The following is a 15,022-nucleotide window of genomic DNA, read 5'->3' on the forward strand; positions in this document are numbered from 1 at the left end:
CGTAACCTATTGATCTTATTGCTCGAGTGGTAGCGGGAGAGGGACTTGAACCCCCGACCCCAGGATTATGATTCCCGTGCTCTAACCAACTGAGCTACCCCGCCAGGGCGACGAAAGGCCCGAAATCCGCCTTAAATCGAAAGGCATTTCGGGGCGTTCGCCAAGGTCGCGCGGATATAAGGTTGGGAGGGCGAGCCTGTCAAGCATCGATACGCCCGGCGCGCCGGCATATTGTCACTGATGAAAAGCTTTGCCGGGCAGACATCTGAGGTGAGCACCCGGGGTTGAGTTCGACGGGGCACGTCGCTATGTCTCGGCCAAGAAATTAGAGTTTGAAGCTGATGAAGCCGCGCATTGCAGTCCTCGGTTGCGGATACTGGGGCAGCAACCACATCCGCACCCTCAAGGCGCTCGGCGCGCTGCATGCGGTTTCCGATGCCAATCGGGCGCGGGCCGAAGGTTTTGCCAGTGAGCAGGACTGCCTGGCGATCGAGCCCGACCAGCTGTTCGTGCGTGACGATATCGACGCCATCGTCATGGCGCTGCCGCCGCAATTCCATGCCGATCTTGCCGTGCGCGCCGCCGAGGCCGGCAAGGATGTGCTGGTGGAAAAGCCGATTGCACTGACGGTGCCCGACGCCGAGCGGGCGGTGCAGGCGGCAAAGGACAATGGCCGCGTCTTCATGGTCGGCCATGTCCTGCGTTTCCATCCCGCCTTCGAAACGCTGAAGGCGCTGATCGACAATGGCGAGCTCGGCGAAGTCCGTTACATCCATTCGCATCGTCTCGGCCTCGGCAAATTCCACACCGAGAACGATGCGCTGTGGGATCTGGCGCCGCACGATCTGTCGATGATCCTCGCGATCACCGGAACCGAGCCGATCGAGGTGCGCGGCGAAGGGGCTGCACTGCTCGACAATCTCAGCGACTTCGCGCATCTGCACATGCGCTTTCCCAACGGTCTGCGCAGCCATCTCTTCACCTCGCGTCTCAATCCCTATCGCGAGCGGCGGCTGACCGTGGTCGGCACCAAGGCCATGGCGGTGTTCGACGATGTCGAGCCATGGGAGCGCAAGCTTGCCGTCTACCGCCACGCGGTGTGGCAAGACAGCGGCCAATGGGCCTTCACCACCAACGAGCCGTCCTATGTCGCGGTCGGCCAGGGCATGCCGCTGACGCGCGAACTCGAGCATTTCATCCAGTGCATCGAGACGCGGGCCGAGCCGCGCACCAGCGGCGAGGAAGCGATCAGGGTGCTGCGCATCCTGACCGCGGGCACGGTCACCCACACAAAGTCCTGAGACCGTTTGGAAATTCTACTCCGGCGGTCATCTGATGGCGTTTTCTGCGCTTCCGGTGCTCACGTACTTTAAGTACGCTCCGCTCCGGTTCTCGAAAACACCACCATATGACTCCCCAGAGCGAATTTCGAAACGGTCTCTGAGGAGGGTGGTAGCTGCCTGACTTATTCCGCGGGGACCTGCGCCGGCCTGGCGGCAAGCCGCGTCAGCATGGCTTCCGCCTCGGCGCCGCGCTCGGAACGCTCGATGAAGCCGCCGCCGAAGACGCGGGCCTCGTTGCCATCGTCGGAATAGAGCACGCAGGCCTGTCCCGGCGCGATGCCGGACTCGCCGTCGACCAGTTCCACAAAAGTGCTGCCGGCACGGTGATGCAGCACGGCCGGCCGCGGCGGCCGCGTCGAGCGGACCTTGGCGAACAGCTCTATGCCGCAGGCCGGGATGTCGGACAGCGCGCGGTCGCCCAGCCAGTTCATGTTGCGCAGGTAAATCTTGTGCGTCTCCAGCGCCTCGCGCGGGCCGACAATGACGCGCGCCCGGTCGGCGTCGAGATGGACGACGTAGAGCGGCTCGCCCGAAGCGATGCCGATGCCGCGGCGCTGGCCGATCGTGTAGCGCAATATGCCGTCATGGCGGCCAAGCACGCGGCCGTCGATGTGGACGATATCGCCCGGGTTGGCGGCAGCCGGCTTCAGCTTGGCGATAATGTCGGAATATTTGCCCTGCGGCACGAAGCAGATGTCCTGGCTGTCCTGCTTGGCGGCAACGGTCAGCCCCATCTCTTCGGCGATAGCCCGCACCGCAGGCTTCGACAGGCCGCCGAGCGGAAAGCGCAGATAATCGATCTGCGCCTGCGTGGTGGCAAACAGGAAATAGCTCTGGTCGCGGTCGGCATCGACCGGACGAAACAGCGCGCGGTGGGCGCCATTGGCGCCGGAGCGGATATAATGGCCGGTGGCGAGCGCGTCGGCGCCAAGGTCCTTGGCGGTCGCCAAAAGGTCGGCGAACTTCACCGTCTGGTTGCAGGAGACGCACGGGATCGGCGTCTCGCCGGCGACATAGCTCTCGGCAAACGGGTCGATGACCGCCTTGCGGAAGCGCTCTTCATAGTCGAGCACGTAATGCGGGATGCCCAATGTCTCGGAAACGCGGCGGGCGTCGTCAATGTCCTGGCCGGCGCAGCAGGAGCCGGCCCGGTGCGTTGCCGCGCCATGGTCGTAGAGCTGCAGCGTGACGCCGACGACATCATAGCCTTCGCGCTTCAAAAGGCCGGCGACGACGGACGAATCGACACCGCCCGACATGGCGACGACGACGCGGGTGTTTTGCGGGCTGGCGGGAAGGTCGAGGCTGTTCATGGTTCTTTCGTTCTGCGCGGCGCTTCAATGGCAGTGGCGCGAATATAGGTCAACCACATCCGCGGCGCCAGCTTTGCGGCAGCGCCGATTTGGCGGGGAAATTGCGCGCCTGCCGGCCGTTCACTCAAATGCCGACGAAAAGACTAACGCGGCGTTCATGATCCTTACCTAGTCATTAGGGTTCGCTTAGGCAATTTTTAAAGCTGTGGCGGTAATGTGGTGGGGATTGGGTCTTTGAGTTTTTTGTAGAGAGTACGATGACCGATCTTGTTAGACCGCGAGTCAAATATGTTATCGGGCCTGACGGCAGCCCCCTTACGATTGCCGATCTGCCGCCGACGAATACACGTCGCTGGGTTATCCGGCGTAAGGCGGAAGTGGTTGCTGCGGTGCGCGGCGGGCTTTTGAGCCTCGACGAGGCATGCCAGCGCTACAAGCTGACCACCGAGGAATTCCTGTCCTGGCAAGCGTCGATCGACGAATACGGCCTTGCCGGGCTGCGCACGACGCGCATCCAGCAATACCGGCATTAGAGCCAGGATCTCAACAAAAAAGGGCGCGGTAACCGCGCCCTTTTGCCTGTCGCAATGCCTGCTTCAGACCGTCAGCACCACCTTGCCGATCGGCCTGGTGGCGAGAAAAGCGTGCGCCGCGCCCGCCTGTTCGAGCGGAAAGCTCTTTGCCACGTGGACGGCAAGCTTTCCCGCATCGACCAGTTTGCCGAGCTCAACGAGGCCTTCGCGGTCAGGCACGACGGACATCCGCTCGACGCGGATGTTTCGCGCCGCAGCCTTGGCCCGGGTGGTGTCGTGGACATTGAGCAGCGACACCAGGACGCCACCGTCCTTCAGGACTGTCAGCGATTGGTCGGCATGGTCGCCGCCCATCGGGTCCAGCACCAAATCGAGGTCGCGGACCGCAGCGGTGAAGTCGCCCTTGGTGTAGTCGACGACCTCGTCGGCGCCAAGCGAGCGGACGAAGTCAAGCTTGTTCGGGCTGGCGGTGGCGATGACATAGGCGCCGCGCGCCTTGGCGATCTGCACCGCAAGATGCCCAACGCCGCCGGCTGCGGCATGGATCAACACGCGCTGGCCCGGCTTGAGGCCACCATGGCGGACAAGGCCTTGCCAGGCGGTGAGGCCGGCCAGTGGCAGCGCGCTGGCGTGATTGTGATCGATGCCTTGCGGCTTCGGTGCGATTTCATCAGCCGGGGTGACAGCGAGTTCCGCATAGGCCGCGGCCTGTTTGGGAAAACGCGGCATGCCGAACACGGCGTCACCGACCTTGAGGCCGCCGTTAACGCCTAGGCCCACCGCCTCGACGGTGCCTGAAATATCCCAGCCGAGGGTGAAGGGCGGTTCGCCCAGCAATGGATAATAGCCGGCGCGCACCGAGCCATCGACCGGATTGATGCCGGCTGCGTGCACGCGGACGAGCACTTCGCCTGATTTGGGCGAGGGGGCGGGACGGTCGGCGATGACGAGGACGTCGGGTCCGCCGACGGAATTCTGGATAACGGCACGCATGGGAGTCTCTCCTGCTCTGTTGGTGCCACTATAATTTGGATAGTAATATTCCCTTGTCTAGTATGTACCTTTTCTATATATAGGCACCTCATGGATAGTGATGATGATTGCGGCTTCGGCTACGATGCCTTCCGGCGAACGTGCCCTTCGCATGCCGTGCTCGAAATGCTGGCCAGCAAATGGGTCTATCTGGTGGTTTGCGCGTTGCGCCGCGGCCGGCTGCGCAATGGCGAACTGGCCCGCAGGCTGGAAGGCATCACGCCCAAAATGCTGACGCAGACGCTGCGCATTCTGGAGCGCGACGGGCTGGTGCGGCGCGAAATCTTTCCGGTGATCCCGCCGCGGGTGGAATATGAATTGACCGAACTTGGCCAGAACCTGGCGGGGCTGCTCACCCAGATACGGTCCTGGTCGGAAGAACATGTGCCCGACATCAAGGAGGCGCGGGCAAGGGCAGCGGCGAACCAGGAAGCGGAATTGCTGGCACAGGCCTGAAGCTGCGGCCGCCTTGCGGCCAGATTAGCGGCGCCGGAACCTTTGGTCCGGCTACACTCAAAGCGAAGCGCGGCGTCAGGCGCCGCCGGCTGGATCAGATCCGGTCTTCAGCCGATCATGGCGCTGCGGCCGCCGAGTTCCGCGTCACGGATCTTGGTGTCGCGCGATTCCAGCATCTCGGCCTTGGAAAGCTCCGCTTCAGCCTCGCCGAGTAATGATTCGGCAGCGCTTCGCTGTTGGGCGAGGTCGCCTTGCGAGTTTCTGAGGTTGTCGCGGCGCAGACGCGCCGCCTTGGCGAAGGTTGGATAGGCAAAATGGTTGATGTCGGTGATGCCGGCCTTCTTCTCCTCGGCGGAGATCTGAAGCTCCAGTTCAACGGCCATGCGCTCGAACTCGGCGATCATCATGTCGAGCTGCAGCAGCTGCCGCCGCTTCTCATTCACCTGAAATTGCTTCAGCCGAACGAGGTTTTCACGTGACTTCATGATTCGGTACTCCCGGAAAACGCACACCTGCACATATCGTCCAATCCGTCCGCCAGGGCCTGGCGCCACCCGTATCCACCGGCATTCCCCGAACTATGGGAAACAAATTCCTAAAGTTTTTCGCCGTTGGTAACCATTCGTTTACGGGCATTGTTAATCATAAGGGCGAGGACTTAAGGCCGGGTAAAAATTCCGGCTCCCGATACGGAAGCCGGCCAGCGAGTCCCTTGAGTCACTTAGTCCAACTTATTAATGTGTTGCATTAGCGATTTGGGTCTGTGATTCATCATTAGATTCAAGAGGGTGTAGAAAGGGGTTAAAAAATCTGGTACCGTCCTGGGTGCGGAATTAGGTTTTGTTAACCATTCGATGGCAGCCTCTGTTCAGGCAATCACTGCTCCGGTCCCGGATGGGTCGTGACATGGTCCGGCGGCAGAAAAGGGGAATGAAATGCGCGTTCTGCTGATAGAAGACGACAGTGCAACCGCTCAGAGCATCGAGCTGATGCTCAAATCCGAAAGTTTTAATGTTTACACGACCGACCTCGGCGAAGAAGGCGTCGATCTCGGTAAACTTTACGATTACGATATCATTCTTCTCGATCTCAACCTTCCCGACATGTCCGGCTACGAAGTTTTGCGGACACTTCGCCTCTCCAAGGTGAAGACGCCAATCCTAATCCTGTCCGGCATGGCCGGCATCGAGGACAAGGTGCGCGGCCTCGGCTTCGGCGCCGACGACTATATGACCAAGCCGTTCCACAAGGATGAGCTGGTCGCCCGCATCCACGCCATCGTGCGCCGCTCCAAGGGCCATGCCCAGTCGGTCATCACCACCGGCGACCTGGTGGTCAATCTCGATGCCAAGACCGTCGAAGTCGGCGGCCAGCGCGTGCATCTGACCGGCAAGGAATACCAGATGCTGGAGCTGCTCTCGCTGCGCAAGGGCACCACGCTGACCAAGGAAATGTTCCTCAACCACCTCTATGGCGGCATGGACGAACCGGAATTGAAGATCATCGACGTCTTCATCTGCAAGCTGCGCAAGAAGCTCGACGCTGCGTCCGGTGGCCAGAACTACATCGAGACGGTCTGGGGTCGCGGCTATGTGCTGCGCGAGCCGGAAGACATCCGCGTCAGCGCCTGAGCGAACATCATCTGATTGAATTCAATAAAAAACCCGGCTTAGGCCGGGCTTTTTTGCTGTTCCTTTTGGTCGAGCCGACCCGAATCAGGCGGCGATCTTCAGAGTACGAAAGCGCTCAAGCAGTTGCGGCCGGTTGAACGGCTTCAAGAGATAGCCCTGGGCGCCGGCGCGCTTTGCCTTCATGATAGAAGCGACATCGACCTCGACCAGCGAAATCAGGATCTGCGGCTTGATCGCGCTTTCCATGGCGCGGACCTGGCGGATGAGATCGACCGCCTGCATGTCGGGCAGGGCGCCGTCGACGACAATCACATCGGGCATCTCGGCAGCGCACATCTCGACCGCGTCCAGTCCGGTGGCCGCTTCGATCACCACCATGTCGGAGCCGCCAAGAATCCGTTTTGCGACCTTCCTGATCACACTTGAATCGTCGACAAACATGCAGCGCTTCATTTCCGGGTCCTCTTTGCCGTGGGGCGAACCGGCGGCATCCGGGTATCGGGATGCACCTTAGACCGATCTGGTAAAGAAGCCGAAAAGCCGTTAGGTAAAGTTTTTGCAAAAATGTCGTTTGCGCGCCGCCCCGGCGGACGCGTCACCGACGATGAAGCTTGGCTGTTCTGAATTTCGGCCAAGGCCGCAAATATCAGTGGCAAAAGATACTTGATTTGTTCTTGGGCGTTGGCCGAGCCGGCAAACGGCTTCGGATCGTCAGACCGCGGACAGCACGATCTCTTCGGCGGTCGCGTGGATCGAGATCGTCATATTGGCCTCACGCGCCAAGAGCAGCGTGTAATAGGGCTGGACCGAATGGGCATCGATCGGCTCCTCGGGCTTGTTGCCGGAATGGAGTTCGAGGAATTTCGGCGGCACGCGCAGCATCGGGCCGCTCGCCGCAAGCGCAAAGCGCGGCTCGGTGTCGAGGTTTTCCAGCGTGACCACCAGCTTGCCGCCGCGCGGGATGGCGGCGTTGGCGACGAGCAGCAAATTGAGCAGCAGCTTGACCTTGTTCTTGGGCAGCAGGGCGCGAACCCCGTTCCAGACCAGTTCCGGCTTCTCGTTCTTCAGGAAAGCGATAGCGACGGACTCGGCGTCGCCGGTGTCGATCATCATGCCGGCCGAACCGGCGGCGCCGAAGGCGATGCGGGCGAATTGCAGGCGGGCCGAAGCGTTTCTGGCGCTCTGGCGAATCAGCTTCATGGCGTCTTCGTCGGCGCCGCCCTCGTCGAGCAGTTCAAGGCCGTTGTTGATGGCCCCAACCGGCGAAATGATGTCGTGGCAGACGCGGCTGCACAACAAGGCTGCGAGGTCGGGTGCGGAGAGAGTGAAAAGCTCGGCCATCGGCGAAAATCCCTGCTAAAAATTCACATCCGGGCGGCCACGCGACCGGCCGTCGCGCCTCACCCACCCGAATCACGCTTTTTCCCCAGCGCTTCTGAATACACAGCGCCCGAGCGTGCAGCAACAAATCCACAATTCTCGTTAGCAAAAATGGCGTGTTTGCACAGGATGGGAGCCCGCGCAGACGGTCAGACAGCCTTCGAACCGCCATGTTCATGTGGAAGGTTAATGGTTGAAAAAGGATTACGGCATAGTTTGCCCGTAACAGTCATCCTTAACGGCCGCCTAAAGAGCCGGACGGGGTGCGAGGCGTCGGCGAAAGTGCTCCCTGACGGAGATTGGAAGCATGGTTTCCCGATTCTACGACCGGACCTTTGTCCGTGTCTTCTTCATGGCGATTGCCCTCATGGGCGCTCTCGCCTTCTCAACCTCTGCGTCGCGGGCGCAGGAATACACCGCTCAGGAGATCGTCGATTCCGGTCACAAGTTCTTCGGCGCGACGTCGGGCGGTCTCGCCACCGTTGTCGAGAAGATTTTTGCCTCCTACGGCCTGCCCAATGGCTATCTGCTCGGCGAAGAGGGTTCCGGCGCGGTGATCGGCGGCCTGACCTATGGCGAAGGCACGCTCTACACCAAGAATGCCGGCGACCATAAGGTGTTCTGGCAAGGTCCGTCGCTCGGCTGGGATTTCGGCGGCGAGGGATCGCGGGTGATGATGCTCGTCTACAATCTTGACGACGTCAGCAATCTCTACAACCGGTTCGGCGGCGTCGCCGGTTCGGCCTATGTCGTGGCCGGCGTTGGCTTCAACGTGCTGCAGAACAACAGGGTCCTGCTGGTGCCGATCCGCACCGGCGTCGGCGCGCGGCTTGGCGTCAATCTCGGCTATCTGAAGCTGACGCAACGGCCGACCTGGAATCCCTTCTGAGTGGGCATATTGATATTCAGGTGATGCCGGCCCGCGAATGGCTGATACCTGCGCTTCCGGTACTCACGGACCAATGTCCGCTCCGTTCCGGTTCTCGGCATCAACCATTCTCGGCTCGGCCTGACCTGAATCTCAACATGGCCTCAGCCCGCGATCATGCCATCGAGCGCATTTTGTGAGGTCACAAGCTGAACCTGGCTGCGGCATACTCTTGCCGCAGCGCTGGATTTGCGTCATGCGAACATGGCAAAGTCCAGACTTGGCGGTTGCCGGATAGCGGCCCGCCCGTAACGGGTAGTCACCTTGGTTCAGTCGATCCTGTTCTTCGCCCTCGGCTTTTTGTGCGCCGGCTTTCTGGCGCTGCTGGTTGCGCCGGCCATCTGGCGGCGGGCGGTCGCGCTGACACGCAAGCGTGTCGAGGCGTCGGTGCCGCGAACGCTGGCCGAGATCCAGGCCGACAAGGACAGCTTGCGGGCCGAGTTCGCCATGACGACACGTCGGCTCGAAATCAGCGTCAAGACGCTGCGCGAGCAGGTGAATGAGCAGCTCGTCGAAATCAGTCGAGGGCACGAGGCGCTGAAAGGCCTGGCGGTCGAGCGCAAGGACAAGAAGCAGGCGCTTACCGAACTGGGAGAAAAAAACGAACAGCTGCTGCATCGCGAGCAGCAATTGCAGCAGCTGACGGACAAGCTGGTGCAGGCCGAGCGCATGATGGAAAGGCGCGCGCTTGAGCTGGAAAAGATCGAGCATATGTATGACGACGCCTCCTTCTCCTCCAGCAACCGTCAGATCGAACTGGTGGCGCGCGAATCCGAGCTGGAAAAGCTTGCCAACGACATTTCGGTGCTGCGCGGCCAGCGCAAGGAAGCCGACAAGCGCCATCAAGAGGTCGTCGCCGAGGGCAAGGCTATGCGAGATGCCTTGAAGGCCGAGAAGAAAAGAACGGCCGATCTCGAGAAGAAGCTCGAGCGTCTGCTCGCCACACTTGCCGATCGCGAGGACAAGCTCGATCGCCGCGAAAAGGAACTGTCCCGGCTTCGCGAACGATTGAAGGGTGACGCTGCGGGAGGCCCCGTGGCTGCTGGCCTGGTTGGCGCGCAGGACAATGCCCCAGCCAGGAACAACGACATGGACAAGGTGCTCGCCAAGCTCGAAGGCGATCGCGAGCGGCTGGAAGCCAGGCTGACGACACTGGCCCGCGAGAACAAGCGGCTGAAGACGGAGCTTGGCGGTTCCGAAACCACGAGAAATGGCGACGACAGGCGCAGCGCCGGTGATGCGTTGCGTGAACAGATGAACACCCTGGCGGCAGAGGTCGTCAGCCTGACCGCCAAGCTCGAAGGACCCGATTCGCCGATCACCAAGGCGTTGGCGGCGCCGCAGGAAACGCGATCGGGGACCACCAGCCTCGCCGATCGCGTCCGGGCGCTGCAGAAGGCAGATTCGGCGGGCTGAGCTTCAGGCCGCGGGCTTTCAAAAATCCTCGGCGACTACGACTTTCCACTCGAAAAATGATGCAGCGCGATCGCTGAGGCGGCTGCGACATTCAGACTATCGAAGCCTTCAGACATTGCGATCCGCACCGTCCGCAGGCGCGCAAGCAGGCTCTCGGGCAGGCCTTCGCCTTCGGTGCCGAGATAGAGCGCCAGTCGTTTCGGTCTCGCGGCATCGCGAATGTCAGCCTCACCGCGCGGCGACAAAGCGACCTGCCCGAAGCCCAACGCGTCAAGCTTGGCGATGAAAGGTTCAGTGTCGCCGAAGGAGGCGAAGGGAACCTTCAGCGCCGCGCCAACGGAGACGCGGATCGCCTTGCGATACAGCGGATCGCAACAGGTCGCGTCGACAAACACCGCATCGGCGCCGAAGGCGGCCGCGTTGCGGAAGATCGATCCCATATTGTCATGGTTGGCGATGCCGATGAGCACGACGATCAGCGCGTCGGCAGGCAAGGTGTCGAGCAAGGCTTCTGCGAGCTGCGGCGTGCCCTTGCTGCCGATTGCCAATATGCCGCGATGCATGTGGAAGCCGGCGATCCTGTCCATGATCTCGCTTGCCGCAACGTAAACCGGCAGGTCCGCAGGGGCCTTGCGCAGGATGTCGTCGAGCCCGGCCAGCCGGTTTTCGAGAACCAGGATCGACTCCGCGGCAAAGCGTCCGGCTGACAGCAGAACGTCCAGCACCACCTTGCCTTCGGCGACGAACCGGCCATGGCGGCCGGTGAGATCGCGTTCGCGGATGTCGAGATAGGCCGCGACCCGCGGATCGTGCGCGTCGTCGATCTGGATCGGATCCATCAATACCTCGGCCGGCGAAAAATCGTCAGCGAGGTAAGGAGCGATCGGAGCCGCAGGTCAAGTCCCGGCGCGGCGCAGACGCGTTGCCATCTGGGACAAGTCGCCTATCCCGAAAACGCCGTCCAGCATGCGCAACAGCTCGCGCACGGCTTCCGACTTGCAGGAATAGTAGATCATCTGCCGGTCGCGGCGGGTCTCGACAAGATCGAGCGCCCTGAGCTTGGCCAGATGTTGCGACAAAGCGGACTGACTGAGCACCACCTTTTCGGCGATGGCACCGACCGACATTTCACCGTCGGTCAGATAGCTCATGATCAAAAGCCGCTTTTCGTTGCCCATAAGGGTCAGAAATGTCGCCGCCGATTCGGCATTGGCGATTAGTTTGGTCGAGACCATGCCCCATGTTTCCCTGCTCATCCGAACGCTATGGGGGCAAATAGCGTTAGGTGCTATAATTCAGCGATGGATCGCGCTGCTGATTCAGCGTCGTGTGAATCGTAGATGATTTCGCCCAAATCTCAAGACATGCTTTTGATTCATGACGATTATCCTTGCTAACCCTGCGTAGCCGGCGCACGTCCGGCCTTGGCCATGTCGACGAGGACGGGTCGCAGGTCGCGCGCGGTCCTCAATGGTTGCGGAAAATAGACACGGCAAACGGTGTCGCCCGATGCCAGGTCCATGCCCTCGGCGTCGAAGCCGGTCATGATCCAGCCATCACCTTCGGCCCTGGCGAAGTGATGGGCATAGACGGCGATTGCGTCGAGATGGTCGGCATTCATGTGGTCGAGAGCCGACTGTTCGCTGGCGGCCAACTCGTCGACGATCGGCCCATCGGTGATGAGATCGGCACGGTCGAGCAGATAGGCCTTGCCGAACCCGCCATTGAGGCTGGCGCGCTCCGGCTCGAGGCGGAAGATCGAGAAATCGCCGAGCCCGGAATAGAGCTTTGCCTTGGGATTGCGGTTGAGATAGCGCCGCTCGGCGCGGGCATGCGCGCCCGAACCGCGTTCAAGCGGCTGGGCCCGGCAAACCAGCGTTATCCTGGGGTGCGCCAGCGGATCGCCCTTGCCGGGTTCACCGACCAGTAGCGAGCAGCGCGGATCGGCAAGCATCGCACCGGTGTGGGCGGAGAGCGCCGAGACAAGGATCAGCGGCGCGCCGTCGGTGTCGGTGGCGACCCCGACCCTGGAGGCCAGCGGCGAACCGGTTTTGGGCTCGATCACCGCCAGGGCACCGAAACGGGCGCTGCGGATCAATGTGCCAGCCAGCCTGACCGCCTCGGCGTCCGTCGTGCGAATGACGTCCTTCTTCGGCTGGTCCAAAATGCTCACCGGGTTAAGTTGATTTTCTTCATCCAGTTATTGGCCAATCAAACCGGATTTGACAAGCGCTTTGATCTCATCCGCCGAAAAACCGAAGCGCGCCAGCAATGTCTGCGGCCGCTGGTCGTCATCATCCGGCATGGTGGCAAGCGACGGCTGCGAGGCGGAAAAGCGCGGCGCAGGCGCCGGGCGTTCGAGCGCGCCTGTCCTCACAAATGCGTGACGGGCGCGGTTGTGTGGATGATCCCTGGCTTCGGTCAGTGACAGGACCGGTGCGACGCAAGCGTCGCTTCCGGCAAACAATGCATCCCACTCGTCCCGCGTCTTCTGCCTGAAGCGGCCGGCAATGGCGGCGCGCATGTCCGGCCATAGCGCCTTGTCGTACTGGCCGCGGATAAAATGCTCGCCGAGCGGCAGCAGGTTGGCGAATTCGGCGAAGAAGCGCCGTTCGAGGCAACCGACCGCGACGTGGCGTGCGTCCGCGGTCTCATAGGTGTCGTAGAAGGGCGCGCCGGAATCGAGCAGGTTCGCACCGCGCCGGTCGTTCCACAGGCCGGCCGCCATGAAAGCATGTATGGGCGCTGCCAGCATGGAAGCGCCTTCGACCATCGCCGCGTCGACCACCTGGCCTTTGCCGGAGCGCGAGCGCTCAAACAGCGCGGCGAGCGCGCCAGCGATCAGCATCATGGCGCCGCCGCCATTGTCGGCGATCAGGTTCAGCGGTGGCACCGGCCGGCCTTCCTCCCGGCCGATGGCATGCAACACACCGGAATAGGCGAGGTAGGTGATGTCGTGGCCGGCGCGAGCCGACAGCGGCCCGTCCTGGCCGAAGCCGGTCATGCGGCCGTAGATCAGCGCCGGGTTGCGCGCCAATGCGGCATCTGGGCCGAGACCGAGCCGCTCCATGACACCGGGGCGAAAGCCTTCGACCAACAGATCGGCTCTCTCGACGAGGCGCAACACCAGCTCGGTGCCTTGTGCTTGCTTGAGGTCGACACGCAGGATGGAGCGGCCGTGCCGGTCGAGATTGTGCTCATCGGAGAGTGGCGGCAGTGGCTGGTCCGAGCCGGTGCGCTCGATGCGCAGCACCTGGGCGCCCATCTCCGATAGTATCAGCCCGGCCAGCGGCACCGGGCCAAGCCCGGCCATCTCGATGACTTTCAGGCCGGCCAGCGGACCGGTTTTCACTGCGGCTGCGTCGGCCGCCATGGCCGTCTATTTCGGCGCCATGCGGATCGCCCCGTCGAGGCGGATGGTCTCGCCGTTGAGCATCTGGTTTTCGACGATATGCAACGCCAGTGCCGCATATTCGGACGGCTCGCCCAGGCGAGACGGGAAGGGCACGGCCGCACCAAGCGAATCCTGCACCTCCTGCGGCATGCCGGCCATCATCGGAGTCTTGAAGATGCCGGGCGCGATGGTGCAGACGCGAATGCCGGAGCGCGCGAGATCGCGGGCGACCGGCAGCGTCATGCCGACGACGCCGCCCTTGGATGCGGCGTAGGCGGCCTGGCCAATCTGCCCGTCATAGGCGGCGACCGAAGCGGTGTTGACGATGACGCCGCGCTCGCCGCCCTGCACCGGTTCGAGCTTGGCAGTGCGGTCGGCGACGAGGCGGATCATGTTGAACGTGCCGATCAAATTGATCTCGATCACCTTGCGATACTGGTCGAGCGGGTGCGGGCCTTCCTTGCCGATGGTTTTCACGCCGATGGCAATGCCGGCGCAATTGACCAGGATGCGCGCCGGCCCAAGCCTTTTTTCCACTTCGGCGACCGCGGCCGCACCGCTGTCGGCGCTGCTGACGTCACACTGGATGGCGGTGCCGCCAATGTCGCCCGCCACCTTCGCCGCGCGGTCGATGCCGATATCGAAAATGGCGACGCGCGCGCCCTTGTCGGCCAGTGCGCGGGCGGTTGCCTCGCCGAGGCCGGAGCCGCCGCCGGTTACGATCGCAATCTGGCCGTTCGGGTTCATGCCGCGTCCTCCGTGCTGTTCCTGATCATGCTACGGAGGTCGCCGCCATGGTGCAACCTGACCGTGGGGGTCAATCGCGACAGGTGCCGGGACGGATCCTGGAGGTCAGGCCATCACCGGCGCGTGCTCGGCAATCTTGGCAAGGCTGGCATGGCCGACCTCGCCAGAGAGCCGCGCCACCGCACCGGGCACGATCTCATGCGACAGCAGCCGGTCGAGGTCGACCGGGCGCGGCATGGAGATCTGGCCGCGCGGGATTTTCTTGAAACCGAGCGGACCGTAATAAGGCTCGTCGCCGACAAGGATCACCGCCGGCGCGCCGGCCTTGGCGGCCGCTTCCAGTGCGATCGCCACCAGCCGGCGGCCGATGCCGAGATTCTTGAAGGTAGGCCGCACGGCAAGCGGTCCAAGCATCAGCGCGCGGCCGGCGCCGGCGGCTATGCGGGTCATGCGCACCGAGGCAACGACGATGTCACCGTCGACGGCGACAAAGGACAGCGAGCGCTCGTGGCCGCCGGCCTCGCGGATCTTGTAGGCGGCCAGCACGAAACGGCCAGGGCCGAAGGCTTCGTCGTTGATGGCTTCGATTTCGGGATCATGCGCCGGGGTTTCCGGCAGGTATTTCACGTCGGCAAGGCTCATGGTCTTCGCGGTCCGATATACGAGGAAGGTTGCTGCAAGCGGCAGCGTTCGCCAGTCAGCGCATCAAGCGCGGGCGCCCTTTCGTCGTCGGTCAAACCGTATCGAGGCAAAGTCGAACATGCGGAGTGTCCGCTAGCATCATTTTTCGGCCGCTGCAATCGGCCGTTTTCATCAGGCATTTCGGACGGGTGACGCTCTGTTCAGCAG

17 protein-coding genes and 1 tRNA gene are annotated in these 15,022 nt (G+C 62.4%); 6 read left to right on the forward strand and 12 right to left on the reverse strand.

Going from position 1 to position 15,022, the window contains the following annotated elements:
* Positions 1-27: 27 nt before the first annotated feature.
* Positions 28-104 (reverse strand) — tRNA-Met (locus AC1D1B_RS13350).
* 237 nt (positions 105-341) lie between these two features.
* On the opposite strand from AC1D1B_RS13350, the gene AC1D1B_RS13355 reads away from it, so the two are divergent.
* Positions 342-1,301 carry a Gfo/Idh/MocA family protein gene (locus AC1D1B_RS13355; protein WP_023683623.1) on the forward strand — a complete coding sequence of 320 codons (960 nt, stop codon included), beginning with the start codon at positions 342-344 and terminating at the stop codon, positions 1,299-1,301.
* 164 nt (positions 1,302-1,465) lie between these two features.
* Here the strand turns inward: AC1D1B_RS13355 and mnmA are convergent, their stop codons facing one another.
* Entirely contained in the window at positions 1,466-2,656 is a 1,191-nt protein-coding gene (gene mnmA, locus AC1D1B_RS13360; protein WP_477332824.1) for a tRNA 2-thiouridine(34) synthase MnmA, read from the reverse strand.
* Positions 2,657-2,913: 257 nt separating this feature from the next.
* Between mnmA and sciP the strand changes: the two genes are divergently transcribed.
* Complete coding sequence (sciP, locus tag AC1D1B_RS13365; protein ID WP_013529904.1) at positions 2,914-3,189, forward strand: CtrA inhibitor SciP; 276 nt, start codon at positions 2,914-2,916, stop codon at positions 3,187-3,189.
* A 63-nt stretch (positions 3,190-3,252) separates the two neighbouring features.
* On the opposite strand, the gene AC1D1B_RS13370 is transcribed toward sciP, so the two are convergent.
* A complete protein-coding gene (locus tag AC1D1B_RS13370) occupies positions 3,253-4,182 on the reverse strand; it encodes an NADP-dependent oxidoreductase (protein ID WP_477332826.1) in 930 nt (309 codons plus the stop codon).
* Between the two features lie 90 nt (positions 4,183-4,272).
* On the opposite strand from AC1D1B_RS13370, the gene AC1D1B_RS13375 reads away from it, so the two are divergent.
* Entirely contained in the window at positions 4,273-4,677 is a 405-nt protein-coding gene (locus AC1D1B_RS13375; protein ID WP_477332828.1) for a winged helix-turn-helix transcriptional regulator, read from the forward strand.
* A gap of 107 nt (positions 4,678-4,784) precedes the next feature.
* Here AC1D1B_RS13375 and AC1D1B_RS13380 read toward each other — a convergent pair whose 3' ends face one another.
* Positions 4,785-5,162, reverse strand: a complete 378-nt coding sequence (locus AC1D1B_RS13380; protein ID WP_477332830.1) for a flagellar export protein FliJ — start codon at positions 5,160-5,162, stop codon at positions 4,785-4,787.
* A 450-nt stretch (positions 5,163-5,612) separates the two neighbouring features.
* On the opposite strand from AC1D1B_RS13380, the gene ctrA reads away from it, so the two are divergent.
* Positions 5,613-6,308 (forward strand): response regulator transcription factor CtrA, encoded by a 696-nt coding sequence (ctrA, locus tag AC1D1B_RS13385; RefSeq protein WP_006203583.1) that lies wholly within the window; start codon positions 5,613-5,615, stop codon positions 6,306-6,308.
* Between the two features lie 84 nt (positions 6,309-6,392).
* Here ctrA and AC1D1B_RS13390 read toward each other — a convergent pair whose 3' ends face one another.
* Entirely contained in the window at positions 6,393-6,761 is a 369-nt protein-coding gene (locus AC1D1B_RS13390) for a response regulator transcription factor (RefSeq protein WP_181061265.1), read from the reverse strand.
* 258 nt (positions 6,762-7,019) lie between these two features.
* Entirely contained in the window at positions 7,020-7,649 is a 630-nt protein-coding gene (chpT, locus tag AC1D1B_RS13395) for a histidine phosphotransferase ChpT (protein ID WP_477332832.1), read from the reverse strand.
* A gap of 391 nt (positions 7,650-8,040) precedes the next feature.
* On the opposite strand from chpT, the gene AC1D1B_RS13400 reads away from it, so the two are divergent.
* Positions 8,041-8,577, forward strand: a complete 537-nt coding sequence (locus AC1D1B_RS13400; RefSeq protein ID WP_235984549.1) for a DUF1134 domain-containing protein — start codon at positions 8,041-8,043, stop codon at positions 8,575-8,577.
* A gap of 303 nt (positions 8,578-8,880) precedes the next feature.
* Complete coding sequence (locus AC1D1B_RS13405) at positions 8,881-10,032, forward strand: coiled-coil domain-containing protein (RefSeq protein WP_477332834.1); 1,152 nt, start codon at positions 8,881-8,883, stop codon at positions 10,030-10,032.
* Between the two features lie 35 nt (positions 10,033-10,067).
* Here AC1D1B_RS13405 and AC1D1B_RS13410 read toward each other — a convergent pair whose 3' ends face one another.
* The 6 genes from AC1D1B_RS13410 to AC1D1B_RS13435 form a co-directional block, all read right to left on the reverse strand.
* Entirely contained in the window at positions 10,068-10,871 is an 804-nt protein-coding gene (locus AC1D1B_RS13410) for a TrmH family RNA methyltransferase (protein WP_477332836.1), read from the reverse strand.
* 57 nt (positions 10,872-10,928) lie between these two features.
* Entirely contained in the window at positions 10,929-11,267 is a 339-nt protein-coding gene (locus AC1D1B_RS13415) for an ArsR/SmtB family transcription factor (protein ID WP_181061271.1), read from the reverse strand.
* A gap of 158 nt (positions 11,268-11,425) precedes the next feature.
* Entirely contained in the window at positions 11,426-12,196 is a 771-nt protein-coding gene (locus AC1D1B_RS13420) for a HugZ family pyridoxamine 5'-phosphate oxidase (protein WP_477333309.1), read from the reverse strand.
* A gap of 36 nt (positions 12,197-12,232) precedes the next feature.
* The gene (locus tag AC1D1B_RS13425) at positions 12,233-13,405 is read right to left on the reverse strand and encodes a CaiB/BaiF CoA transferase family protein (RefSeq protein ID WP_477332838.1); all 1,173 of its coding nucleotides are present in this window, start codon (positions 13,403-13,405) and stop codon (positions 12,233-12,235) included.
* A 6-nt stretch (positions 13,406-13,411) separates the two neighbouring features.
* Positions 13,412-14,173, reverse strand: a complete 762-nt coding sequence (locus AC1D1B_RS13430; RefSeq protein WP_477332840.1) for a 3-hydroxyacyl-CoA dehydrogenase — start codon at positions 14,171-14,173, stop codon at positions 13,412-13,414.
* A 105-nt stretch (positions 14,174-14,278) separates the two neighbouring features.
* Positions 14,279-14,815 (reverse strand): GNAT family N-acetyltransferase, encoded by a 537-nt coding sequence (locus AC1D1B_RS13435; RefSeq protein ID WP_477332842.1) that lies wholly within the window; start codon positions 14,813-14,815, stop codon positions 14,279-14,281.
* Positions 14,816-15,022 lie beyond the last annotated feature (207 nt).

The sequence above is a fragment of the Mesorhizobium sp. P2_C5_2 genome, from assembly GCF_056404535.1.

Excerpts from the sequence above, each read along its gene's own strand:
- AC1D1B_RS13390 (WP_181061265.1), bottom strand. The coding sequence starts at position 6,761 with ATGAAGCGCTGCATGTTTGTCGACGATTCAAGTGTGATCAGGAAGGTC.
- mnmA (WP_477332824.1), bottom strand. The coding sequence starts at position 2,656 with ATGAACAGCCTCGACCTTCCCGCCAGCCCGCAAAACACCCGCGTCGTC.
- AC1D1B_RS13380 (WP_477332830.1), bottom strand. The coding sequence starts at position 5,162 with ATGAAGTCACGTGAAAACCTCGTTCGGCTGAAGCAATTTCAGGTGAAT.
- AC1D1B_RS13400 (WP_235984549.1), top strand. The coding sequence starts at position 8,041 with ATGGCGATTGCCCTCATGGGCGCTCTCGCCTTCTCAACCTCTGCGTCG.
- AC1D1B_RS13435 (WP_477332842.1), bottom strand. The coding sequence starts at position 14,815 with ATGAGCCTTGCCGACGTGAAATACCTGCCGGAAACCCCGGCGCATGAT.
- AC1D1B_RS13355 (WP_023683623.1), top strand. The coding sequence starts at position 342 with ATGAAGCCGCGCATTGCAGTCCTCGGTTGCGGATACTGGGGCAGCAAC.
- sciP (WP_013529904.1), top strand. The coding sequence starts at position 2,914 with ATGACCGATCTTGTTAGACCGCGAGTCAAATATGTTATCGGGCCTGAC.
- AC1D1B_RS13430 (WP_477332840.1), bottom strand. The coding sequence starts at position 14,173 with ATGAACCCGAACGGCCAGATTGCGATCGTAACCGGCGGCGGCTCCGGC.
- AC1D1B_RS13425 (WP_477332838.1), bottom strand. The coding sequence starts at position 13,405 with ATGGCGGCCGACGCAGCCGCAGTGAAAACCGGTCCGCTGGCCGGCCTG.
- chpT (WP_477332832.1), bottom strand. The coding sequence starts at position 7,649 with ATGGCCGAGCTTTTCACTCTCTCCGCACCCGACCTCGCAGCCTTGTTG.
- ctrA (WP_006203583.1), top strand. The coding sequence starts at position 5,613 with ATGCGCGTTCTGCTGATAGAAGACGACAGTGCAACCGCTCAGAGCATC.
- AC1D1B_RS13375 (WP_477332828.1), top strand. The coding sequence starts at position 4,273 with ATGGATAGTGATGATGATTGCGGCTTCGGCTACGATGCCTTCCGGCGA.
- AC1D1B_RS13410 (WP_477332836.1), bottom strand. The coding sequence starts at position 10,871 with ATGGATCCGATCCAGATCGACGACGCGCACGATCCGCGGGTCGCGGCC.
- AC1D1B_RS13370 (WP_477332826.1), bottom strand. The coding sequence starts at position 4,182 with ATGCGTGCCGTTATCCAGAATTCCGTCGGCGGACCCGACGTCCTCGTC.
- AC1D1B_RS13415 (WP_181061271.1), bottom strand. The coding sequence starts at position 11,267 with ATGGTCTCGACCAAACTAATCGCCAATGCCGAATCGGCGGCGACATTT.